The sequence below is a fragment of the Rhizobium etli 8C-3 genome, assembly GCF_001908375.1.
GTDB lineage: Bacteria > Pseudomonadota > Alphaproteobacteria > Rhizobiales > Rhizobiaceae > Rhizobium > Rhizobium etli_B.
Genome location: NZ_CP017241.1, coordinates 1,046,795 through 1,067,463 on the forward strand (window position 1 = coordinate 1,046,795; position 20,669 = coordinate 1,067,463).

Genomic DNA, 20,669 nt, shown 5'->3' on the forward strand with positions numbered 1-20,669 from the left:
TTTTTTTGCGCTTTTTCGCGTCAAGACTCGCGTCGTTGGTGGCTGATGACGATCTAACCGAGAAGGCTCTTTGCAGTAAACAGCTCATTAATGTGAGGGTTAATGCCGGAGGCGTTTCTACCTGTGTTGGAGAGTTCCTCACAGACCGCTTCCAATGTTATCGATTCGCGAATCGGTCTGTCCGGCCAGAGGGCCACTGAGATGCCCCTCTTCATGCGTGCCGGTCTGTTAACCACAGCTTCGGGCCGTCCGTTTCGAAGGGTCCGCTCTCCCGGGCGATACCGGCGTGTATCACGGCAATCTGGACGATGTAGACCGCGTCTTCACGGCGATCATGCAAATGGCAGCCGCCGACAATGGCAAGCAGCGCGACAACGGTATCGGGACCGCCTTCAAGCTTTCGGAAGCAGGCGAGGCAAAGGCCAAGCGCTATATCGGTTTCATCGTACGTCACGCGCGAGACGCTTTCACGGCTTATCGAGGATGCCCATCTGGATGAGCGGGCTGATGGCGCGTCGGGAAAATTGACATCAGACGCTCTTGGGACGGCCGGATTCTGAGCTTAAACAGCAAATCTTGACAATTCAGTCCTCTTAAGTGGCAAAAGTTGTCAAATCCGTCGGCGTTAAGCATGGCAACCCTTAAGTCGTGAATCTTGACGCTTGTTGCGCCTTAAGTCGCAAAAGTTACCAGAAATCGATTTCCGAAGCGGTCTTAAGGTACTAAAATGGCTGAATTCGCTGAGTTCGTTCTCTCGACAACGGAAACTTCCAAGGCAATTGCGAGAGCTGTGGAAGCAAAGCAGCTCCGTGCGCTCGGCAGTCGCTTGTACACGACCAATATGCGCGATGATCCTGAGCAGCTTGTGAAGCGAAAGCTATGGGACATTGTAGCCGTTATGGGTGCCGAATGCGGTCATCGTCGACAGGACGGCTTTCGAGCGAAAACCTGCAGACAATGGTTCGGTCTTCTTGCTTGGCCCTACAAACCGGGAAATAGAACTACCAGGCGTCACGTTGAAAGTGCGTAAAGGCACACCCTTGCCAGAAGATGACCGGCCGATGCGGACTGGTCCACTGAATTCGAGGTTGCCGAAGCGGAGGACATCATCTTCGGGGGTCGCATTCCCAATGACCGACCTGCGGATGCGCACGAAATACGTGGAACCTTCGATATCGTTTCCAGCCCTGAGGAAATGGTAAAGACGCCGAAGACTGTCGATGAACTTATCGAACTCTTGAAGCACAGGCATGCATTGATGATGGGTGGCAGGCCAGAAACGATGCCTGGTCAGTTCAAGTCGACTTCGAACCGCGCTGGCGGGACCACGTTTGTCAGACCACCGGACGAGGTTCTCGGCACCTTCGATAAGGGGTTTGAAATCTACAGCCGCCTCGACGTCCCATTTGATCGAGCGGTTTTCATGATGTTCATGGTTGCGGAGGTTCATCCCTTCTCAGACGGAAATGGCCGATCCGCGCATATCATGATGAATGCTGAGCTTGCGGCAGCGAACGAGTCGCGAATTATTATCCCGACCATATATCGCTCGAACTACCTGGAAGGCCTGAGCCTGATGTCCAATCATGGAAATCCGGACACGCTCATTAAAACGTTGGAATTCGGTCAGCGATATGTTCACAGCTTCGATTGGTCCAACTTTGATCAGTCGCTCAATGTCCTTAAGAAAACCAATGCTTTCATGCGTCCCGAAGAGGGAGACCGCGACGGTATCCGTCTGCGTTTGCCGAGGGCAGTCGATTTTGCTCCGGACAATGATGAAAACGATGGCGGCGACGGCTCCGGCGGCGGAGCTTCTGGTGGCGTCAGCCGTACGCAACGAGGTGCGCGGGCATCGTCTAAGAAGAGCGCTTCCTCCAGCGAGCGGCAGGGCGTTGAATCCATGGATCAGGTGAACCAGGGAGTTGGCTTCGCAGGTCAGCTACGGCGATTGGGGACATCGCTCTGGTCGGGGTTGATGGGTGGGGGGTGACAGCGGCGCGGTCGCCATAGCTGCTTCCCAGGTTTCCGGTCCTGAACGCCTCGTGCAAGCGGTGGAAGAAATCATTGCTCCCGTTCTCGACCAGCATCTCGCTGAAATTCGGGTATTCCCCCGAGATGGCGGCGGCGGTGGTGAAAAGTGGCAGGCTCACCGAGTAGTGTTCGAGAAACTTGCGGCAGAGCTAGACGACCGTTACCTGCGAGGAAATCATCTGCTTATGCTCGCTGCCCAAAAGCAACTGGATCGCCTTGGGTCGGTTGAAAGGCAAGAGATGAATCTGCTTCCATCTGTAATGCGGGCAGTTTCCGAAGAGCCGCTTGAGGAACGTCGGGTGCTGGAGTCGATGAAGACCTATTCGTTCGAGGATGTTGAGAAAACGATCTTTGAACTCCAACAGCGAGTAAAGCGTGCTGTTGATGAGACTTTAGTCAGTGTCGAGGAATATCCGAGTGTTCCTCGACCAGGAAAAACCATCAAGGAGCGAGCATTGGATTTGAAGGAGAAGCTGGTTCCTGATCCGTCTTTCGATCCAGGCCTCGAGCTTAGGCCCAAGTTCTGATCGCCTTGACGGAACGACGCCGATGGCGTCTGATTGCTATGAGAGGTGCGCTGATCGACTGGGAAGCGCTCCCATCGTCACGTTAGTGATCCGGCTGGTATAGCGGATAGAACGTATGTTCGAAGAGTTGTCGAGTTTCCGAGGGGACTGCTGGTGGTCCCCTCGATGGTTTTCATGGCTCTAAGCAGCTTGCGAACTGGACGGCCAGCCTTCCTTAACCTGCTTTTCAATGTGATCGAGGTTGATAATCACCGCCATCTTTGCGGGGCCTATGTTGTTTTCAGAGTTGTACCGCCCTGCCTCCTCGCTATAGCCCGACATTAAAACCTTCGGGATGAAACATCCCTCGGAGACCTCCGTGAGACAGCAATCAGTAACAGTTCTCCCGGCTGTGAATTGCGCGAGCGATTGGCTTCGTAAGTGTCTGGCGCGAGATAGTCGAGGGCCGAGTCCAGGCGCTGCGTGTTGTAGACCACCTGGACGAATTCGCCGATTCTAGTCCTTCAATCGTCCAGGCTGCGATAGGATCATGGTGAAGCGTGGTAGTCTCCTGGGCACGCCATGTCGGGCCATGGCATGAGCCGGCGCGTCCTTCTTCACCTCCGATGAACCACGGCGTCAAAGACAACCCAATCCACAAAACAACCCGCCGAAAAAATCGGCGGGTTCGTCAGCGGTGTCACGGCGGCCTGAGGCTGTCTTTCCCGGACTGATGCCGGCCCCAGAAATTCAGCTACTGAGCCGTTTCCGGTGCCAGAAACTCCGCACAATAGGATTTGCTGTTTTCGCCCGGAATGTCGCCGACGGTCCGGATGCTTCGAATGGTGTAGCTGGAATCGGCGGTGACTTCGGCCTGGCAGCGGAGATAGAGCGTTCGGGCGGCAGCGATCTGCTTGCCGCGCTTGCCGTTTTCGCCTTCGGCATATTTCGCCGGGACGCGGATCCTTTTGTAGCCGCCCTTCCAAGTGTAGACGGTCGCCGAGCCGTTTTCGGTATCGGCTATCGGCGGACCGTAGGCTGCGAAGAACTTGCCGGCCGACTGGCCTGTCCAGCGTGCGGAGATCGGATCGGCTGCAGAAGGAATGGTCGTGCAGCCGGCAAGCGCAGCGGCAAGCCCGACCGCGGCAGTGGTGCGGAGTTTCATCTAGTGTCGTCCCTGAATTTGTCGCGCATTCGACGGCGGGAATCGCTGTCAGCCAACGGTTTCCGCTTGTCCCGTGGAGCGCTTTAGCGCGGAACCCGGCAAAAGAAAATTGCCCTGTCTTCGCGATTGCGAAATTTGCCGTGAGTGTGGCTTTTTGTTGCAGTTTCAGGCTGAGGCGGGGCCTGTCACCCCTCTGTCAAAAATGCGCCGGGTTTTGAAAATTGGTGCTTGCGCAATAAGATGGGCCGGTCTATAGAGGCGCCGCTGGTCACGGAGTGTAGCGCAGTCTGGTAGCGCACCACGTTCGGGACGTGGGGGTCGAGTGTTCGAATCACTCCACTCCGACCAGCCGATTTTTCCCGATTTTCCTGATGCCCGGCAGTATTTGCGACGCATACTACGTGTAGCTATTCGTTTTCGCCAGCCCGCCTCGGCACAGCAAGAAAAAAGGGGCCTCCCGGCCAGCCTCCCGGCCCCATCTTCAATCTCAGATATCGCTTGCGGCGTTCTTCCAGAGTTCCGCCGCTTCTGCCGCGGTCATCCGGTGCACATGCGCCTCGTCGCGGCGGTTTGCGAAGATTTCGCTCGCCATAATCTGCTCGGCGAGGTCGGCGGGCAGCGAGAGGATGACGCGCGCGTCTCCGGCGTGAAGTCCGCCGAGTTCCGAGCGCTTGCCGGTCACCATGCCGCCGGCGACCGTATTGTTGGTGTCCGGGTCGATGAGGATGAAGGAGCCGGAGGAGCGGTTCTGCTCATAAGGATCGAAGATCGCCGCCTCCTCGAAGGCGAGGCGCACTTTGCCGATGGCATTCATGTAAAGCCGCTCGGCCACATGCCAGGCGCCGGTCTTCAGTTCCAGCTGGCTGATGGGCTGCACCTGGACGCGCTGGCGACGGCTGCCGCTCTTCAGCCAGTAGCGCTTGCCGGCCTCGATGCCTTCCGGCTGCAGCGCCACGATTTGCGCGTCGAAGGCAAGGCCGACCTGCGGCTGGCTGTCGATCGAAACGATCATGTCGCCGCGCGCGACGTCCACCTGTCGGTCGAGCACGAGAGTGATTGCGTCGCCCGCGACGGCTGCGTTGCGCACGAGGTCGAAGGTGACGATCTTGGAAACATTGGCAACCATGCCCGATGGCAGGATCATGACGCTGTCGCCGGGCTTCACCGACCCGCCGGCAACCGTGCCCTGATAGCCGCGGAAGCTTTCGCCGGGACGCGAAACGCGCTGCACCGAGAGACGGAAGCCGACGGTCTGCGACGAGCGCACCGTGGCAAGCTCCAGCGTCTCGACCAGCGTCGGACCCGTGTACCAGGGCATGGAGGCCTGGCCGGAATAAACGACGTTTTCACCCTTCAGCGCCGACATCGGGATCGCAGTGATCTGCTTGATGCCGAGCGACAGGGCAAATTCCTTGAACTCGTGCGTGATCTTCTCAAATCCAGCGCGGTCATAACCCGTCAGGTCGATCTTGTTGACGGCAAGCACGAACTGCTTGATGCCGAGGAGCGAGGCGATCGTCGCGTGGCGGCGCGTCTGCTCCAGGATGCCGGCGCGGGCATCGACGAGCAGCACGGCAAGATCGGCGGTCGAGGCGCCGGTTGCCATGTTGCGGGTGTACTGTTCATGGCCGGGCGTGTCGGCGACGATGAAGGCGCGCCTGTCGGTTTGGAAATAGCGATAGGCGACATCGATGGTGATGCCCTGTTCGCGCTCCGCCTGCAGGCCGTCCAGAAGCAGCGCAAAGTCGGGCAGGCCGAGATCGTTTTGCTTGCCGGTGGAATCGCGCTGGAGCGTCGCCGCCTGGTCTTCCTTGACCGCCTTGGTGTCCCAGAGCAACCGGCCGATCAGCGTGGATTTTCCGTCATCGACGCTGCCGCAGGTGATAAGGCGCAACGGCCGCGTGTCGCGCGTGGCCTTCAACGGCTCGGCGGCAGGCAGGGCGATGGCGGTTGCAGGTGCTGCTGCAGTCATCTCAGAAATATCCTTCACGCTTCTTCTTTTCCATGGAGCCGGACTGGTCGCGGTCGATGGCGCGGCCCTGGCGCTCGGAAACGGTTGCGATTTCCAGCTCCGCTATGACGTCTTCAAGAGTGGTGGCGGTGGAGCGGATGGCACCCGTCAGCGGGAAATCGCCGAGGGTGCGGAAACGTATCATGCCTTCCTGGCGGACTTCGCCGGGAAGCAGTTCCAGCCGCGGGTCCTCCGCAAGGATCATCATGCCGTCGCGCTCAACGTAGGGGCGCTTCTTCGCATAGTAGAGCGGCACCAGCGGAATTTCTTCGGCCTGGATGTAGCGCCAGATATCAACTTCGGTCCAGTTCGAAAGCGGGAAGGCGCGTACGCTCTCACCCTTGCGGATCTGGCCGTTGTAGATGTTCCAGAGCTCTGGCCGCTGGTTGCGCGGATCCCAGCGGTGATCGGGCGTGCGGAAGGAGTAGATGCGTTCCTTGGCCCGGCTTGCCTCCTCGTCGCGGCGCGCGCCGCCGAAGGCTGCATCGAACTGTCCAGCGTCGAGCGCCTGGCGCAGCCCCTCGGTCTTCATGATGTCGGTGAAGGTCGCCGAGCCATGGGTGAAGGGTGTGATGCCTTCGGCTGCTCCGCGCGGATTGATGTGCTCGATCAGGTCCAGGTCGTACTTCTTCGCGGTCTCGTTGCGAAACGCGATCATCTCCTGGAATTTCCAGCCGGTGTTCACATGAAGAAGCGGGAAGGGGACGCGGCCCGGATAAAAGGCCTTACGTGCCAGGTGCAGCAGCACCGAGGAGTCCTTACCGATCGAATAGAGCATCACCGGACGCTCGAATTCGGCTGCAACCTCGCGGAAGATATGGATGGACTCGTTTTCCAAAGCCTTGAGGTGCGGATCGAGCGGCGGCTTGGCGCTCTGGGGATTGTTGAGTTCCGTATCCGGACGGCTATCGGGCATTTCCTACTCCAGACTTTCGATCATTGGCAAGGAGGCATTTGCCCCTCACACCAACCCTCTCGGGGAGAGGGAGTTTAAATGCCGCGCTTGGCGGCTCGACTATCGTGCGGCAACCGCTGTCGCCTCTTCGCCGACATGCAAGCCGCATTCGCGCTTTTCATCCTGTTCCCACCACCACCGGCCGGCGCGCTCCGGCTCGCCGGGCTTGATGGCGCGCGTGCACGGCTCGCAGCCGATAGAAGGGTAGCCGCGGGCATGCAGCGGATTAACCGGCACGCTGTTGTCGGCGACGTAGGACTTGATTGTGTCGATATCCCAGTCGGCAAGCGGATTGATCTTCAGGAGGTGCCGTTCGGCGTCATATTCCGCAAAAGGCGTTTCCGCGCGATTGGCGGACTGACCGCGGCGCAGACCGGTGATCCAGATCGTTGCGCCTGCCAGCGCCCGCGCAAGCGGCTTCAGCTTGCGCACGCCACAACAGGCATGCCTGGCCTCGACGCTGTCGTAAAAGCCGTTCATGCCGTATTTCGTCGCGTAAGCGTCGATATCGGCCTGCTCCGGCTCGTAGCGGATGATGTGGATCCCGTACTGGTTTTCGGTTTCCGCAATCAGCGCCAGCGTCTCGGGGAAGAGGCGGCCTGTCTGCAGCGTGACGACGTCGATCGGCAGGCGATGATTGCCGATTTCGGCGGTGATCACCTGGTCTTCGATACCAAGCGATGTCGTGAAGACCACTCTTACGTCAAGACCGGCGACAAACGACAGACGTTCGGCCAGGCTCAAGGTCGCAAGTTTCGTATTCAGCGTTTCCGCTTCTTCGATGAGATTGACAACAGTCATGGGAATCCTGTCCTCGATGTGGCCGGAGTATCGCAGCTTGAGGGCAGATCGCACAGAAAAACGGATTTCGAAAGCAGCGCATGCTGGAGCAAATATCTCTCCGTAGCCGCTGCAATGCAGAAAAGCAGCCGCGTCAGGCAAATGATCCGTCGAGGCTGGATTAATCTCCATAAAATTAGTAGAGTAACACGCTGCCTGTCAATTGGAAATCTGAAGTGATGTCGGAAAAGATGCAGGAACCCCGATTCCAGAGTAGAATTCACTCCGTTGGCCGAGCAAGAAAAACAAGGCCAAAATGCTTGTCTTCCAAGGCTTTCACTGGCGCGTTCAAATTCCGTTCATGCTGGCTGTGCAATAGGAGATAGGTAAGCTTGTGAGGTGATGCTTCAAGTTGCATCGCTCGTGTGTGTGACGGTCCAAAATGATTACGCAGAAGGCAAAATACGCGCTCCGGGCGCTGACGGTACTGGCGGAAGCCGATGCCGGCGAGCCCGTCATGATTTCCGACATCGCAGCGCAACAGAAAATTCCAAAGAAGTTTCTCGAGCAGATCCTGCTCGATCTCAAGCATCAGGGCATTGTTGCGAGCCGACGCGGCAAGGCGGGCGGCTATCTGCTGTTGAAGCCCGCCGACATGATCACCTTTGGCGAAATCCTGCGCATCGTCGACGGCCCGATCGCGCCGCTCCCATGCCTATCGATCACGGCTTATCGCAAGTGCGACGATTGCGACGGCGAGCAGACCTGCGAAATTCGCAGCGTCTTTGCCAAAGTGGCGGATGCAACGCGCAAGGTTCTGTTCTCGACGACGATTGCCGACGCGGTCGCGCCGGCAAAAGGCGCAGAGGTCACCCGGCTCCTCGCCTGACCAGTCATAGGCAGCCGCAGGTCGCGAAGTCATGGACCTGCTTCAAGATTTGGTGAGTAGCCTTTCAAAGCCGCTGGCAAGCGCCAATTCGGACCTGTTCGAAAAAGGGCAGGGAGAATAGAAATGCGTGTCTTATCCAGAAAGCAGATCGTCTTGTGCGCGGCCCTTGCGGCAAGTTTCGCGACTGGCGCTGCGGCCCATCACGGCTGGTCATGGGCCGAGGCCGAGCAGATGGAGTTGAGGGGGACGATACAGAAGATTTCCATGGGCGGCCCGCATCCCGCGCTAGACGTTGCGACCGTCGATGACGGCGTGTGGCGCGTCGAACTCGGCAATCCGCGCCAGACGGAGCGGTCCGGCTTCGTCGAGGGCTCGGCGAAGACCGGCGATCCGATCATTGCGATCGGAAACCGTTCGCTGGATCGGAATGAAAAGCGCATGAAGGCCGTGAGAATCACAGTCGGCGAGAAGCGCTACGATATCTATCCTGATCGAATCCAGACGAACTGACCGCATGGCGATCGAGCTTCTGGAATGCATTGCCGCAACTCCGATCGCCGCCGGGTTGCGGCGGTCAGCGCTGCTTTACATGTTCGTTAACGCTTCGCATATTTTGTCCATCGGCTTGCTGCTCGGCGCCATCCTGCCGCTCGATCTCAGGTTGACGGGCTTCTTTCCGTTGGTCCCGCTTTCGGTGGTCGGGCCATTCCTGTCTCGCGCAGCCGCCGTCGGTTTGACGGGAGCGATCGTCACAGGCTTCTGCCTCTTCAGCGTCAGGCCGATCGAATATGCCGGGAATCCGGCATTTTTGGCAAAGATCGGATTGCTGGCAGTGGGCGTTGCCAACGCCGCCATCGTGCATGCCAGGGATAGCTGGCGAAAGGCGATTGCCGGTATGGCTGTTGCAGCGAGCTTGCGCATTGCAGCCATGGTTTCGGCGTCGGTATGGATTAGCGCTCTCATCGCCGGACGGTGGATTGGTTTCATATAGTCCTGGTTGCGTGCGTCTATAAACGGCGCATTGTTCGAATCCGGATCGGTATCGGCGAAACCGAATTGAAGGAGCCTGGACAAGAAGGCGGCCAAGCGGTCCATCTGGCAGCGTCATCACAAGGCCTGCCGGAGGCCGGTCGGGTCAGCTGCGGAAAGATCCCACGCGAGGATTGGGCATTCCCGTGTCTTGTCGGCGGTGATTACCGGTCGCTCAGTTTCCAGCGTGGATTGACCCAAGGCTCCTGGTTCGAGCGCGGCAGCGGCTGTTTGCCGAGAATATGGTCCGCCGCCTTCTCGCCGGTCATGATCGAGGGGCCATTGAGGTTGCCGTAGGTGATGTGCGGGAAGATGGACGAGTCGGCAACGCGCAGGCCGTCCACCCCGATAACACGCGTCTCGGGGTCGGTCACGGCCATTGGGTCGTTCTTATCGCCCAGCTTGCAGGTGCCGCAAGGGTGGTAGGCGCTTTCCAGATGCTCGCGCAGGAAGCCATCGATCTCTGCGTCCGTCTGCACCTTCTCGCCCGGTTGGATCTCCGGCCCGCGATATGGGTCGAAAGCTTGCTGGGCGAAGATCTCGCGTGTGAGGCGCACACAGTGGCGGAATTTCTCCCAGTCATCCGGATGGCTCATATAGTTGAAGCGGATGACGGGGTCGGACTTCGGATCGGGCGAGCGCAGGGTAACGGACCCGCGCGACTTCGAGAGATTGTAGCCGACATGTACCTGGAAGCCGTGGCTCTTTGCCGCCGCCTTGCCATCATAGCTGATCGCCACAGGCAGGAAGTGATACTGGATGTCCGGCTGCTTGATGCCGGCTGCCGAGCGCAGGAAGGCGCATGCTTCGAACTGGTTGGAGGTGCCGAGGCCGGATCTCGTGAACATCCATTGCGCACCCGCGACACCTTGCCAGAACCATGGCAGCCAGGAATAGAGCGAAACCGGCTTGGTGCTGACCTGCTGGAAATAGAATTCCATATGGTCCTGCAGGTTGGCGCCGACACCTGGCCTGTCGGCCTTCACCTCGATGCCGTGCTCCTGCAAATGAGCGCCCGGGCCGATGCCGGAAAGCATCAACAGCTTCGGCGAGTTGAAGGATGAGGCGGAAACGATCACCTCGCGGTTCGCCTTGATGATTTCGACCTTGCCGCGGCGCTCGATCTCGACGCCGGTCGCACGGCCGTTCTCGATAATGACCCTGCATGCCAGGCCGTAGGCGATGTCGACATTCGGCCGCTTCAGCGCCGGCTTGAGATAGGCGCTCGCCGCAGACCAGCGACGGCCGCGGAAAATGGTCTGCTCCATCAGCCCGAAGCCTTCCTGCTTCGAGCCGTTGTAGTCGTCCGTCGCCTCGAAGCCCGCCTGTTTGCCGGCTTCGATGAATGCATGGAACAGCGGATTGCGAAAGCCGCCGCGTTGCACATGCAGCGGGCCGTCGGTGCCGCGCCAGCCTTCCTCGCCGCCGTGCGAATGCTCCATGCGCTTGAAGTAGGGCAGCACGTCGGCATAGGCCCAGCCGTTGGCGCCGAGCTCTTCCCAACGGTTGTAGTCCTCGGCATGGCCGCGCACATAGACCATCCCGTTGATCGAGGAGGAGCCGCCGATCACCTTGCCGCGCGGCGCGGTGATGCGCCGGCCGTTGAGGTTGGGTTCGGGTTCGGAGAGGTAGCCCCAGTTGTAGCGCCTCATGCTCATCGGCCAAGCAAGGGCTGCCGGCATCTGGATGAACGGCCCGAAGTCGCTGCCGCCCGCCTCGATGACGATCACGCTGTTTCTGCCGTCTTCGGAGAGACGATAGGCAAGGGCCGACCCTGCCGAGCCGGAGCCTATGATGACGAAGTCTGCCTGCATGATTGTGCACTCGGTATGTGTTGATCTTCGCCTCACCACAAGCGGGAGGGCGTAACCTCTTCTCAGTAAGGCGCCGCCACCGGCCCCATGCCCACGTAGACCGTTTTCAACTCCGAATAATGCTCCAGCGCCGCCAGCGAGTTCTCCCGCCCGAAACCGGATTGCTTCGAGCCGCCGAAGGGAATTTCGACCGGGCAGAGATTGTAGGTGTTGATCCAGAGCGTGCCGGCCTCGAGCTGGTCGGCGACGCGGTGGGCGCGCGTCAGATCGGCGGTGAAGACGCCACCCGAGAGGCCGAATTCGGTGGCGTTCGCACGTCCGATGACTTCGCCTTCGTCATCGAAGTCGAGCACGCACATCACCGGTCCGAAGATTTCCTCGCGGGCAATGGTCATGCCGTCGGTCACGTCGGCAAACACGGTCGGCTGGACGTAATAGCCCTCGCCGGAAACATTGTTCGGAATGCCACCGCCGGTGATGAGCGTCGCACCCTCGGAGTTGCCCTTGTCGATGTAACTCAAGACCTTCTGTCGCTGGTCGAAGGAAACCATCGGGCCGAGCTGCGTCGACTCGTCCATCGGGTCGCCGATCAGGATCGCCTCGGTGCGAGCCTTCAGCCGCTTCAGGAACTCGCCCTTGATGTTCCTTTGCACAAAAACACGGGTGCCGTTCGAGCACACCTGGCCCGTTGAATAGAAGTTGCCGAGCATGGCGCCGCCGATTGCGCTGTCGATATCGGCATCGTCGAAGACGATCAGCGGCGACTTGCCGCCGAGCTCCATCGTCACATGTTTGAGGTGGCTGGCGGCGGAGGCGGCGACCTTACGGCCGGTCGGCACGGAGCCGGTGAGCGAGACTTTTGCCACGTCCTTATGGTTGACGAGCAGCGGGCCGGTGTCGCGGTCTCCCTGGATCACATTGTAAAGACCCTTCGGCAGGCCTGCTTCGAAAAGGATTTCGGCAATCTTCAAGGCCCCAAGCGGCGTGTTTTCCGAAGGCTTGAAGACCATCGCATTGCCGGCGATCAGCGCCGGCGCCCCTTTCCAGCAGGCGATCTGCTGCGGATAGTTCCAGGCGCCGATGCCGACGCAAACGCCGAGCGGCACTCGCTTCGTATAGGCGAAATCGCCGCCGAGCGGGATATAGGAACCGTTGAGTCCGGCTGCCGCGATGCCGCCGAAGAATTCGAAGCTGTCGGCGCCGGACGTCGGATCGGCGACGATCGTTTCCTGGATCGGCTTGCCGGTATCGAGCGTTTCGAGCTCGGAAAGCTCGCGATTGCGCTCGCGCATGATCTCGGCGGCGCGCCTTAAGATGCGGCCGCGGGCCGTCGGGCTCATCGCCGCCCACTCCGGCTGCGCGCGCTTGGCGGCCGCGATCGCCTTCTCGACGATGGCAGGCGTTGCCGCATGCAGCCGCGCGATCACTTCGCCGGTTGCCGGATAGATGCTTTCGATAACGCTTCCCGCTTCGTCCTCGACATATTCGCCGTCGATGAAGTGCGACGCTTTCGGCTGGGCTTTCATAATTCAATCCTTTGCTTTGTCCGACAGGGCAAAAAAAGCTCCTCATTCCTGCGCGGTTAGCCTCATTCGATCCTCCTTAATTGCATCGTCACGTAATCCTCTGTCAGCCCGATCGAAGCCTCGATGTTGATCGGCGCCGATTTCAGACTTTGGCGGATATAGAGTCCGTCGATCATCGCAGCAGCGCCTTCGGCGATGCGCCCTGCGGCATCCGGCGAACAAAGCTTCTTGAGGTTGGCCAGCAGGTTCGAACGCAGCCGGCGGGAATAGATGACGAGGAAACGGCGCGTTTCCTCCGAGCGCTGCGCCTCGGCATAAAAGGCAAGCCATGCGGCAATCGTTTCCGGCGCGAACTGATCGGCCTGGAAGCTGATGCGGATGACGGCAGAGAGCTTTTCGCGTGGGGTCCGGGCAGCCTTCAGCGCCGTCACCGTATCGTCACGCAACTGCTTGAGCAGCGAACGGACCGTCTCGATCAATAGTTGCTCCTTGCTGCCGAAATAGTGGTGCGCAAGGGCTGGAGACACGCCGGCCTGGCGGGCGATATCGGACATGGTGACGCTCAGCGAGCCTTGATCCGCGATGACGCGCAGCGCAGCGTCGACGAGCGCCTTTCGGCGTAGAGGTTCCATTCCGATTTTGGGCATGAAGGCCGGCTCCGAAAGTTCAGCGCATATTATTTTTGATTGACTAATCAATCAACAAAAATCTTTTTTGGCGGAGTTTGCGAAACCCCAACCCTTTCCGACGCGCAATTCTGCAGCATATCAGGCCTATCAGGAGGTGTGTCATGGCTAACGTCTTCGATGGAGCGCCGTCCTCGTCCCTGCAGTCGAAATGGATATGGTTCGTGGGTCTCGGCGTGCTGCTGTTGATCTGCGGCCTGATCGCGGTCGGAAATCTGCTTCTGGCCACAGTGGTGTCGGTCTACTCCGTGGGAATGCTGATGGTGTTTGGCGGGATCGTTTATCTCATCCACGCCTTTCAAGTGCGCGGCTGGGAGCACATCCTTTTCTGGGCGCTGAGCGGCATGCTTTACGTGCTCGCAGGCATATTCGCCTTCATCAATCCGATCCTGACCTCGGCTGCTCTGACGCTCTTTCTCGCTATCGCTTTGCTTGTCGCCGGCGTCTTCCGCGTCTTTATCGGCCGCCGCATGAAGCCGCTCAAGGGTTGGGGCTGGATCGTCGTAAGCGGTGTAGTTACCGCGCTTGCAGGCTTTATCATCGCACTCGGCTGGCCAGTGAACAGTCTCTGGGTGCTCGGTCTTTTCCTGGCGGTGGATCTGATCTTGCAGGGATGGACGATGATTGCGTTCGGCATCGGCCTGCGAAGCGTGCAATGACCCTGTCCACAGGCCCTGCTCACGGAATGTTTCTTTTTTGACAAGCATGTGAGGCGGGACTAAAATTCAAACAGATTACCCGAGACGCCGGCAGACAATCATTGCCGGATCAGATGTCATGAGTGGTCATGCGTCCCGCGTAGGGCAGGTTCTGCCCCATAGAAAACGAAGGGAGGAAGTTCATGCCGATGGTCACAGTTTCCATATCACCGGTCCAGGCAGCCGGCATTCGCGATGCCGTCGATCATGGCGGCTATGCATCGAGCAGCGAAGTTGTCCGTGAGGCGCTGCGCCTCTGGGATGCCGCCCGCAAGCTCGCAGAATATCGCAATGAGGTCCTAAATGACGAAGATCGCGCGAGTGGAGGCCGCTGCGTTGCAGACATGTTTGCCGATCACGAAGCGGAGCGTCGCCGATCCGCCTGATGAGGATCGGGACCTATGCCATTGATCGGAATGCTGAAACATTCCGGTCCGCAACTTTCACAAAAGCTTCACATTGGCGAAAGGGTTCATTGATGCTTTTTCACCATCTTCGCTGCGAAAAAGAAGACTTCGCAGTGGAGAATTTGGCATGTCTTTGGCTGCCGCCGTCGAACCGGACGTATTGCGCCGTTATGCCAGCGATCAGATCGTGACGCTTGCGAAACTCGTCATCGAAAATGCTTTCCAGCCGATCGTCGAGGCAGGGACAGGCACAGTCTTCGGTTACGAGTCCCTGATGCGCGGGCAGGAGCGCATGGGCTTCGATTCCCCCGTTGAAATCCTCGATGAGGCCCATCGCGCCGGCCAGCTGCTGCAGCTGTAGCAGATGGTCGCCAGCCGCGCGCTCGCAAAGTTCGCGACGCTCGGCAATTGTTCGACCTCGACGCTTTTCCTCAATCTCGACGTCCGGCTGATCCCGCACGGCGACCGTCTGGTTGAGACCCTTCTCCAGCACCTGAAAGCCGCCAACATCCCACCCTCCTCGGTCTGCTTCGAATTCTCCGAGCGTTTCGACAATACCAGCGTGCCGGAATTCGAGGCGCTGGTTTCCAATCTTCGCAAGACCGGCTTCAAGCTGGCAATCGACGACTTCGGCGTCGGTCACGGTGAGATGAAGCTGCTCTGCGACTATGCCGTCGATTACCTCAAGATCGACCGTCACTTCGTCGCCGACATCGACTGCAAGCCGCGCAAGCGCCACCTGTTGAAGAACATCGTCAACATCGCCCATGTGCTCGGAACCCGGGTCATCGCGGAAGGCGTTGAAACCGAAGCGGAGTTCCTGGCTTGCCGCGAATATGGCGTCGATCTCGTCCAAGGCTGGTTCATTGCCCGGCCGACGCAGCATACGTCGGAACTCGTGTCGTCGTTTCCGCATCTTCAGGATCTCGGCAAAAGCAAGCACAACACGCAATCGCTCGATGAAATCCTTATCCGCAAGCAGATTGAAGTGCTGCCGACGGTCTATGAGAACGACAGCATCGACACGGTCTTCGAGCTCTTTCGCCGCAATCCGCGCCAGGCATTTTTCCCCGTTTTGAATGCCAATGGCGAGCCGCGCGGCATCATCCATGAGCATCATCTCAAGGAATATATCTACCAGCCTTTCGGCCGCGATCTCCTGAAGAACAAGATCTATGGCCGCACGATTTCGCACTTCGTCGAAATGGCACCGATCGTCGGTCTCAATTCCGACGCCGAGCGGTTGATGACGATCTTCGCCAATATGGAAGGCAGCAACTGCCTGATCCTTACTGACAACATGCGTTATGCCGGCGTCGTCTCCGCTGCCTCCCTCATCAAGGTCATCAACGAAAAACAGTTGAAGACCGCACAGGACCAGAACCCGCTGACCGGCCTGCCGGGCAACCGCGCCATCCGCGATTTCATGCGCCAGGCCGGTCGCGACGGCGACGAGGTGCGGCATTTCTGCTATTGCGACTTCGACAACTTCAAGCCTTTCAACGATACTTATGGTTTCCATCTCGGCGACCACGCGATCTCGCTCTTCGCCGCTCTGATGCGCCGCTACTTCTTCGCCGAGCGCCATTTCCTCGGCCATGTCGGGGGCGACGACTTCTTCATCGGCGTCATCGGATGGACGAAGGAGGAACTGACCGAGATTCTTGATCGGCTCATCACTGATTTTCGCGAAGACGTCCGCGATCTCTACTGCGACGAGGACCGCGCGGCCGGAGGCATTGCCGGTCATGACCGCGCAGGTGCAGAAGCGCGTTTTGCGCTGATGCGCTGCTCGATTGGTGTCCTTGAACTGTCGGAAGGCTTGGTGATTGAGGACATCAATCGTGTCAGCGCCGAGATCGCACACATCAAGGCCGAAGCGAAGGAAAGCGCCGACGGGCTGATCTTCCATCCACTGGGCGAGGCGAATTGACGCCTTTGCCACTTCTCTCCTTCCCAATCACGGGGCGCTGAATTATCTCCTGGGCTTTCGGAAAGAGGAGACCGTCATGCCTTTGCCAACGAACATGCGTTTCGTCGACCTGCCGAGCTTTGGCGGGCCGGAAGTCATGAGGATCGGGACCGGACCTGTTCCAGTGCCCGGCGAGGGGCAGGTCCTCGTACGCGTGCAGGCTATCGGCATCAATCGCCCGGATGTGGCCCAGCGTCAGGGAACATACCCGCCGCCCAAGGATGCGAGCCCCATCCTCGGGCTTGAACTTTCCGGCGAAGTGGCCGCAATCGGTCCGGGCGTTTCCGGATACTCGGTCGGCGACAAGGTCTGCGGCCTCGCCAACGGCGGTGCCTATGCCGAATTTTGCCTGCTGCCCATTGGCCAGGTCTTGCCGTTTCCGAAAGGCTATGATGCGGTGCAGGCCGCAGCCCTGCCGGAGGCCTTGTTCACCGTCTGGGCGAACCTTTTCCAGATGGCCGGCCTGACGGAGGGCGAAAGCGTTCTCATCCACGGCGGCTCCAGCGGCATCGGCACCACGGCGATCCAGCTCGCCCGCGCCTTCGGCGCCGAGGTCTATGCGACCGCAGGTTCGGCGGACAAATGCAAGGCCTGCGAAAAGCTTGGCGCGAAGCGGGCGATCAACTACAAGAGCGAAGATTTCGCCGAAGTCATCAGGGCCCAGACCGGTGGCCATGGCGTCGATGTCGTACTCGACATGGTCGGCGCTGCCTATTTCGAAAAGAATATCGCATCGCTTGCCAGGGACGGCTGCCTGTCGATCATCGCCTTGCTGGGTGGGGCCGTCGCTGACAGGGCCAACCTCGCGCCGATCATGGCCAAGCGCCTCACCGTCACCGGCTCGACAATGCGCCCGCGCACTCTAGAAGAAAAGCGCGCCATTCGCGACGACCTTCTCTCCCAGGTCTTTCCGCTCCTCGAAGCCGGCAAAGCCGCCCCCGTCATCCACAGGACCTTTGCCTTCGAAGATGTCGTCGAAGCACACAAGCTGATGGAAACGAGCAGCCATATCGGCAAGATCACCCTGACCGTTTAAGGTCAGCTTCGGACCAGCATCGGTGCGCACAAGTAAAACTGATCCTGGCCGTATGTGAGTCTCCGGGGTCGCTGAACTGTCGTCTGAGCGAAACCCGGGTCTGAACTGCGCATCTTGATGTGGCGTTGATTGCGCGTGGCAGGGCCCCCCACGAGGAATGCAATGGCTCTATTCCACTCTTGCCCCGTCTGCCGCAGCAGGATACCGCATTTCGTGCCGCTTCCGCGGTATTACATCGACAAGGCGACCGAACACGGCTTTCCCTATCGGGTCGATGAATTCGAAACGATCAATCATCAGGCCTATAGCTGCCCCAACTGTCACTCGAGCGACCGGGACAGGCTCTATGCCCTGTTCCTGACGCCTGTGTTTCAGCGCCTCAACCAGGCGCAGCCGTTCCGGTTTCTGGATATTGCCCCCGGCCGCTCTTTGAGCTTCTGGCTGAAAAGCCACCCACACATCTTTTACCGCAGCTGCGACATGTATATGCCGGAGGCGGACGACAAGGCAGACATTCACAATCTACCTTATGCGGACGAGACTTTCGATTTCGTTCTGTGCTCGCACGTGCTCGAACACGTCGACGATCCGGTGCGAGCCGCCTCCGAAATTCGCCGCGTACTCAAGCAGGACAGCATTGCCATCCTGATGGCGCCGATCTGCCTTTCGATCCAGGACAATTATGAAAATCCCGAAGTGACGACGCCTGAGGGGCGCTGGCAGCATTTCGGCCAGGATGACCATGTGCGCATCTTCTCGAAGCCGGGATTCGTCGATGTGATCCGGCAGTCGGGCCTTGCGGTGCAGGAGGTTCCGGTCAACGAATTCCTGACGCCCGAGGTCTGCGACACCTACGGGATCGGCCTCCGCTCCGTTCTTTATCTCGGCGTGAAGCAGCAGGCTGTCCAGCAAGAGCCGGAGCGCAGCGTCGCCTGAGGTCGCTCTCAGTGATGGAAGAGGCGCCCCGGGCACTCGCCCTTAGGCGCTTCTTTTCAATCTCGGCCTTCTCTCAGCGTCAGCGCCGCTGCGATCGTAACGATGCCGGGAAGCGCCATGGCGGCGTAGAGCCAGTGGGCGGCCGATATGCTGCCGGAAATGCCGCCCGGTGTAACGAGCCCTGTGCTGTTGGCAATGACGCCTGCGACCGCAGCGCCGAAAGCGCCGCCGAGCGACTGCACGGTCGAGATCGCGGCCGATGCCTTGTCCTGCTCGGCGCTGCCGACAAGGCGCAGCACCTTTGTCACCAGATGTGCCCATCCGAGGCCGACGCCGAAACCCATCATCAGCATTGCGACAGCCGCCGGTCCGAGAATTGCAAGGCTCGCAATATGGTTGTCCCGAGCGAGAAAGATCGCCAGGAAAACGGTCGCCAGCGCTTCGATGATACAGCCGGCGACGATCGCGTTGCTTGCGTGCCTGCCGGTCAGGGAGCCGCTGAAAAAGGCGGCGATCGTCCAGCCGAGCGCGACAAGGGCGGTCAGATAGCCGGAAATCAGCGGCGTCACGCCATGTAGGGCCTGCAGGAAATAGGGAATATAGATGTCGCTGACGAGGATGAACAGCAGCACGAACATGATGAGGTAGACGCGCGCAACCGGCTTTGCCAGCATGACGGCGCCGGTCGGCAGAAGCCGGTTGTTGCCTCGCCGCTCCGTCACCAGCATCAGCGAAATCGAGATGACGGAAAGGGCAATCAGTGCAGTCTTGGCGGGGATAGGCTCGACGGTGCCTGCGATGCTGACGAACAGCACGGCGACAAGCAGCAGGCAGATCTGCAAGACCGGCGTCTTGGCGTGCGCGCGGTCGTCCGTCGCTTTCGGTAGCAGCCATGGCGCAAGAACGGCCATCAGCAGGCCGAGCGGCACGAGGATGATGAAGGCGTATCGCCATGCACTGCCTTGCGAAAACACGCCCCCTGCAGTCGGCCCGAGTAGGGTCGCAACGCCCCAGATCGCGGCATAAAGCGTGGAGGCTTTCGGCCAGAGCGGCTCCGGATAAGCGAAACGAACGAAAGCATAGGCAAGCGCTGCAAGGATGCCGGCCCCGAAACCCTGAACGGCGCGCCCGGCGAGAACCATTTCCATGACATGTGCGGCCGCGCAGATGAGGCTGCCTATGGCGAAAATCAGGGCGCCGCAGACATAGGCGCCGCGCAAGCCCATGGATCGCGGCCGCATGGCGACGAAGATCGAGCCGAGCACGGCGGCGGCAACGAAAAGCGTCGTTACCCAGGCAAGTAGCGGCAAGCCGCCGATATCGCGTACGATAGAGGGGGCGACCGTGGCGGTGATGTAGCTCTCGATGGCATAGAGCGTCACGCCGCCGCCGAGCATCAGCGTGGCGGGCAGCAGGGACGGCGTGAAAAGCCTGAAGACGGATGACTTGGGTGCAGCGGCCCGATCGACACTGGTCATGACAATACCTTGATGTTTTCCCTAGCGGATCATTATTTTCCAAGTTATAAATAGGAAAATTGCATGCCTGCTTTTTTAAAGCAAGAATCACCTTGGAAAAATAAATGCGTCACTCGCCTGCCAGCCGCATCCTGCTTCTGATAAAGACCGATGGGCCGCAACGCGCAGCGTCGATCGCCGATGTGCTGGGCATCACCTGTGAAGCGGCACGCCAGCAGCTGACGAAGCTTGCCACAGACGGTCTTGTCGAGCCGCTTACCGAGCCGGGCTCGGGCAGGGGGCGGCCAGGCCAGCTCTGGCATCTGACCCCCGCCGGCAACCAGACCTTTCCGGACGGGCATGCGGAATTGACCGCGAATCTTCTGAGCACGATGGTCGAGACGCTCGGCAGGGATGCGCTGGATACCATCATCTCGGCACGCGAGGCAGAAACCGTGAAGCGCTACCGCAAGGAGGTCTCTTCGTCCGAGCTCGCTCTGCGCGTCCGACAGCTGTCGGCGATCCGGACGCGCGAAGGTTACATGGCCGATAGCTGGATGGAAGATGACGGCTCGTTCATGCTTGTCGAAAACCACTGCCCCATCTGTGCGGCGGCCCGGGCCTGCGCCGGCTTCTGCCGATCCGAGCTCGAGACCTTTGGCAATGTGCTCGGCGCCAAAGTCGAGCGGTGCGAGCACATTCTCCTCGGCGCCCGCCGCTGCGCCTACAGGATCAGTCCGCTTTAGGCCTTCGGTGCGCCGCAGCCTG

The 20,669-nt window shown here is 59.6% G+C and carries 19 protein-coding genes, 1 tRNA gene and 1 pseudogene; 12 read left to right on the forward strand and 9 right to left on the reverse strand.

All coding sequences use genetic code 11. From position 1 onward, the window contains the following. Positions 1–211: 211 nt before the first annotated feature. Entirely contained in the window at positions 212–454 is a 243-nt protein-coding gene (locus AM571_RS36080) for a hypothetical protein (RefSeq protein WP_155774410.1), read from the reverse strand. 828 nt (positions 455–1,282) lie between these two features. Between AM571_RS36080 and AM571_RS05260 the strand changes: the two genes are divergently transcribed. Both AM571_RS05260 and AM571_RS05265 read left to right on the forward strand, forming a co-directional pair. Then, the gene (locus tag AM571_RS05260) at positions 1,283–1,993 is read left to right on the forward strand and encodes a Fic family protein (RefSeq protein ID WP_237358549.1); all 711 of its coding nucleotides are present in this window, start codon (positions 1,283–1,285) and stop codon (positions 1,991–1,993) included. Next, complete coding sequence (locus AM571_RS05265; protein WP_074060503.1) at positions 1,983–2,561, forward strand: hypothetical protein; 579 nt, start codon at positions 1,983–1,985, stop codon at positions 2,559–2,561. The genes AM571_RS05260 and AM571_RS05265 overlap by 11 nt, the downstream gene beginning before the upstream one ends. Before the next feature lie 733 nt (positions 2,562–3,294). Here AM571_RS05265 and AM571_RS05270 read toward each other — a convergent pair. Further along, entirely contained in the window at positions 3,295–3,705 is a 411-nt protein-coding gene (locus AM571_RS05270; protein WP_074060504.1) for a hypothetical protein, read from the reverse strand. 271 nt (positions 3,706–3,976) lie between these two features. Between AM571_RS05270 and AM571_RS05275 the strand changes: the two genes are divergently transcribed. Next, a tRNA-Pro gene (locus tag AM571_RS05275) sits at positions 3,977–4,053 on the forward strand. Positions 4,054–4,192: 139 nt separating this feature from the next. Here AM571_RS05275 and cysN read toward each other — a convergent pair. From cysN to AM571_RS05290, 3 genes are all read right to left on the reverse strand, one after another. Next, positions 4,193–5,677, reverse strand: coding sequence for a sulfate adenylyltransferase subunit CysN (gene cysN, locus AM571_RS05280; RefSeq protein ID WP_074060505.1), 1,485 nt, complete (start codon positions 5,675–5,677; stop codon positions 4,193–4,195). Between the two features lies 1 nt (position 5,678). Beyond that, entirely contained in the window at positions 5,679–6,632 is a 954-nt protein-coding gene (gene cysD, locus AM571_RS05285; RefSeq protein WP_074060506.1) for a sulfate adenylyltransferase subunit CysD, read from the reverse strand. 99 nt (positions 6,633–6,731) lie between these two features. Continuing rightward, the gene (locus AM571_RS05290) at positions 6,732–7,472 is read right to left on the reverse strand and encodes a phosphoadenylyl-sulfate reductase (RefSeq protein ID WP_074063081.1); all 741 of its coding nucleotides are present in this window, start codon (positions 7,470–7,472) and stop codon (positions 6,732–6,734) included. Positions 7,473–7,893: 421 nt separating this feature from the next. Between AM571_RS05290 and AM571_RS05295 the strand changes: the two genes are divergently transcribed. From AM571_RS05295 to AM571_RS05305, 3 genes are all read left to right on the forward strand, one after another. Further along, complete coding sequence (locus tag AM571_RS05295; protein ID WP_074060507.1) at positions 7,894–8,340, forward strand: RrF2 family transcriptional regulator; 447 nt, start codon at positions 7,894–7,896, stop codon at positions 8,338–8,340. Positions 8,341–8,463: 123 nt separating this feature from the next. Continuing rightward, positions 8,464–8,850, forward strand: coding sequence for a DUF6152 family protein (locus AM571_RS05300; RefSeq protein ID WP_074060508.1), 387 nt, complete (start codon positions 8,464–8,466; stop codon positions 8,848–8,850). A 4-nt stretch (positions 8,851–8,854) separates the two neighbouring features. Beyond that, complete coding sequence (locus tag AM571_RS05305) at positions 8,855–9,331, forward strand: DUF6644 family protein (protein WP_074060509.1); 477 nt, start codon at positions 8,855–8,857, stop codon at positions 9,329–9,331. Between the two features lie 202 nt (positions 9,332–9,533). Here AM571_RS05305 and betA read toward each other — a convergent pair whose 3' ends face one another. From betA to betI, 3 genes are all read right to left on the reverse strand, one after another. Continuing rightward, complete coding sequence (betA, locus tag AM571_RS05310; protein WP_074060510.1) at positions 9,534–11,183, reverse strand: choline dehydrogenase; 1,650 nt, start codon at positions 11,181–11,183, stop codon at positions 9,534–9,536. Between the two features lie 62 nt (positions 11,184–11,245). Further along, complete coding sequence (gene betB / locus AM571_RS05315; RefSeq protein ID WP_074060511.1) at positions 11,246–12,709, reverse strand: betaine-aldehyde dehydrogenase; 1,464 nt, start codon at positions 12,707–12,709, stop codon at positions 11,246–11,248. A gap of 62 nt (positions 12,710–12,771) precedes the next feature. Next, positions 12,772–13,356, reverse strand: a complete 585-nt coding sequence (gene betI, locus AM571_RS05320; protein WP_074060512.1) for a transcriptional regulator BetI — start codon at positions 13,354–13,356, stop codon at positions 12,772–12,774. A gap of 143 nt (positions 13,357–13,499) precedes the next feature. Here betI and AM571_RS05325 point away from each other — a divergent pair, with 143 nt between their 5' ends. The 5 genes and pseudogenes from AM571_RS05325 (at position 13,500) to AM571_RS05345 (ending at position 18,444) form a co-directional block, all read left to right on the forward strand. Beyond that, the gene (locus tag AM571_RS05325) at positions 13,500–14,054 is read left to right on the forward strand and encodes an HdeD family acid-resistance protein (protein ID WP_074060513.1); all 555 of its coding nucleotides are present in this window, start codon (positions 13,500–13,502) and stop codon (positions 14,052–14,054) included. A 182-nt stretch (positions 14,055–14,236) separates the two neighbouring features. After that, positions 14,237–14,479 (forward strand): ribbon-helix-helix domain-containing protein, encoded by a 243-nt coding sequence (locus AM571_RS05330; protein ID WP_074060514.1) that lies wholly within the window; start codon positions 14,237–14,239, stop codon positions 14,477–14,479. A gap of 148 nt (positions 14,480–14,627) precedes the next feature. After that, a pseudogene (locus tag AM571_RS05335) lies at positions 14,628–16,433 on the forward strand (bifunctional diguanylate cyclase/phosphodiesterase). Between the two features lie 76 nt (positions 16,434–16,509). Next, on the forward strand, positions 16,510–17,508 hold the full coding sequence (locus AM571_RS05340; protein ID WP_074060515.1) for an NAD(P)H-quinone oxidoreductase: 999 nt from the start codon (positions 16,510–16,512) through the stop codon (positions 17,506–17,508). A gap of 162 nt (positions 17,509–17,670) precedes the next feature. Then, positions 17,671–18,444 carry a class I SAM-dependent methyltransferase gene (locus AM571_RS05345; protein ID WP_074060516.1) on the forward strand — a complete coding sequence of 258 codons (774 nt, stop codon included), beginning with the start codon at positions 17,671–17,673 and terminating at the stop codon, positions 18,442–18,444. A 56-nt stretch (positions 18,445–18,500) separates the two neighbouring features. Here AM571_RS05345 and AM571_RS05350 read toward each other — a convergent pair whose 3' ends face one another. After that, positions 18,501–19,922: an MFS transporter gene (locus AM571_RS05350; protein WP_074060517.1), complete on the reverse strand. Its 1,422-nt coding sequence runs from the start codon at positions 19,920–19,922 to the stop codon at positions 18,501–18,503. 104 nt (positions 19,923–20,026) lie between these two features. Here AM571_RS05350 and AM571_RS05355 point away from each other — a divergent pair, with 104 nt between their 5' ends. Continuing rightward, positions 20,027–20,647, forward strand: a complete 621-nt coding sequence (locus AM571_RS05355) for a helix-turn-helix transcriptional regulator (protein WP_074060518.1) — start codon at positions 20,027–20,029, stop codon at positions 20,645–20,647. Positions 20,648–20,669 lie beyond the last annotated feature (22 nt).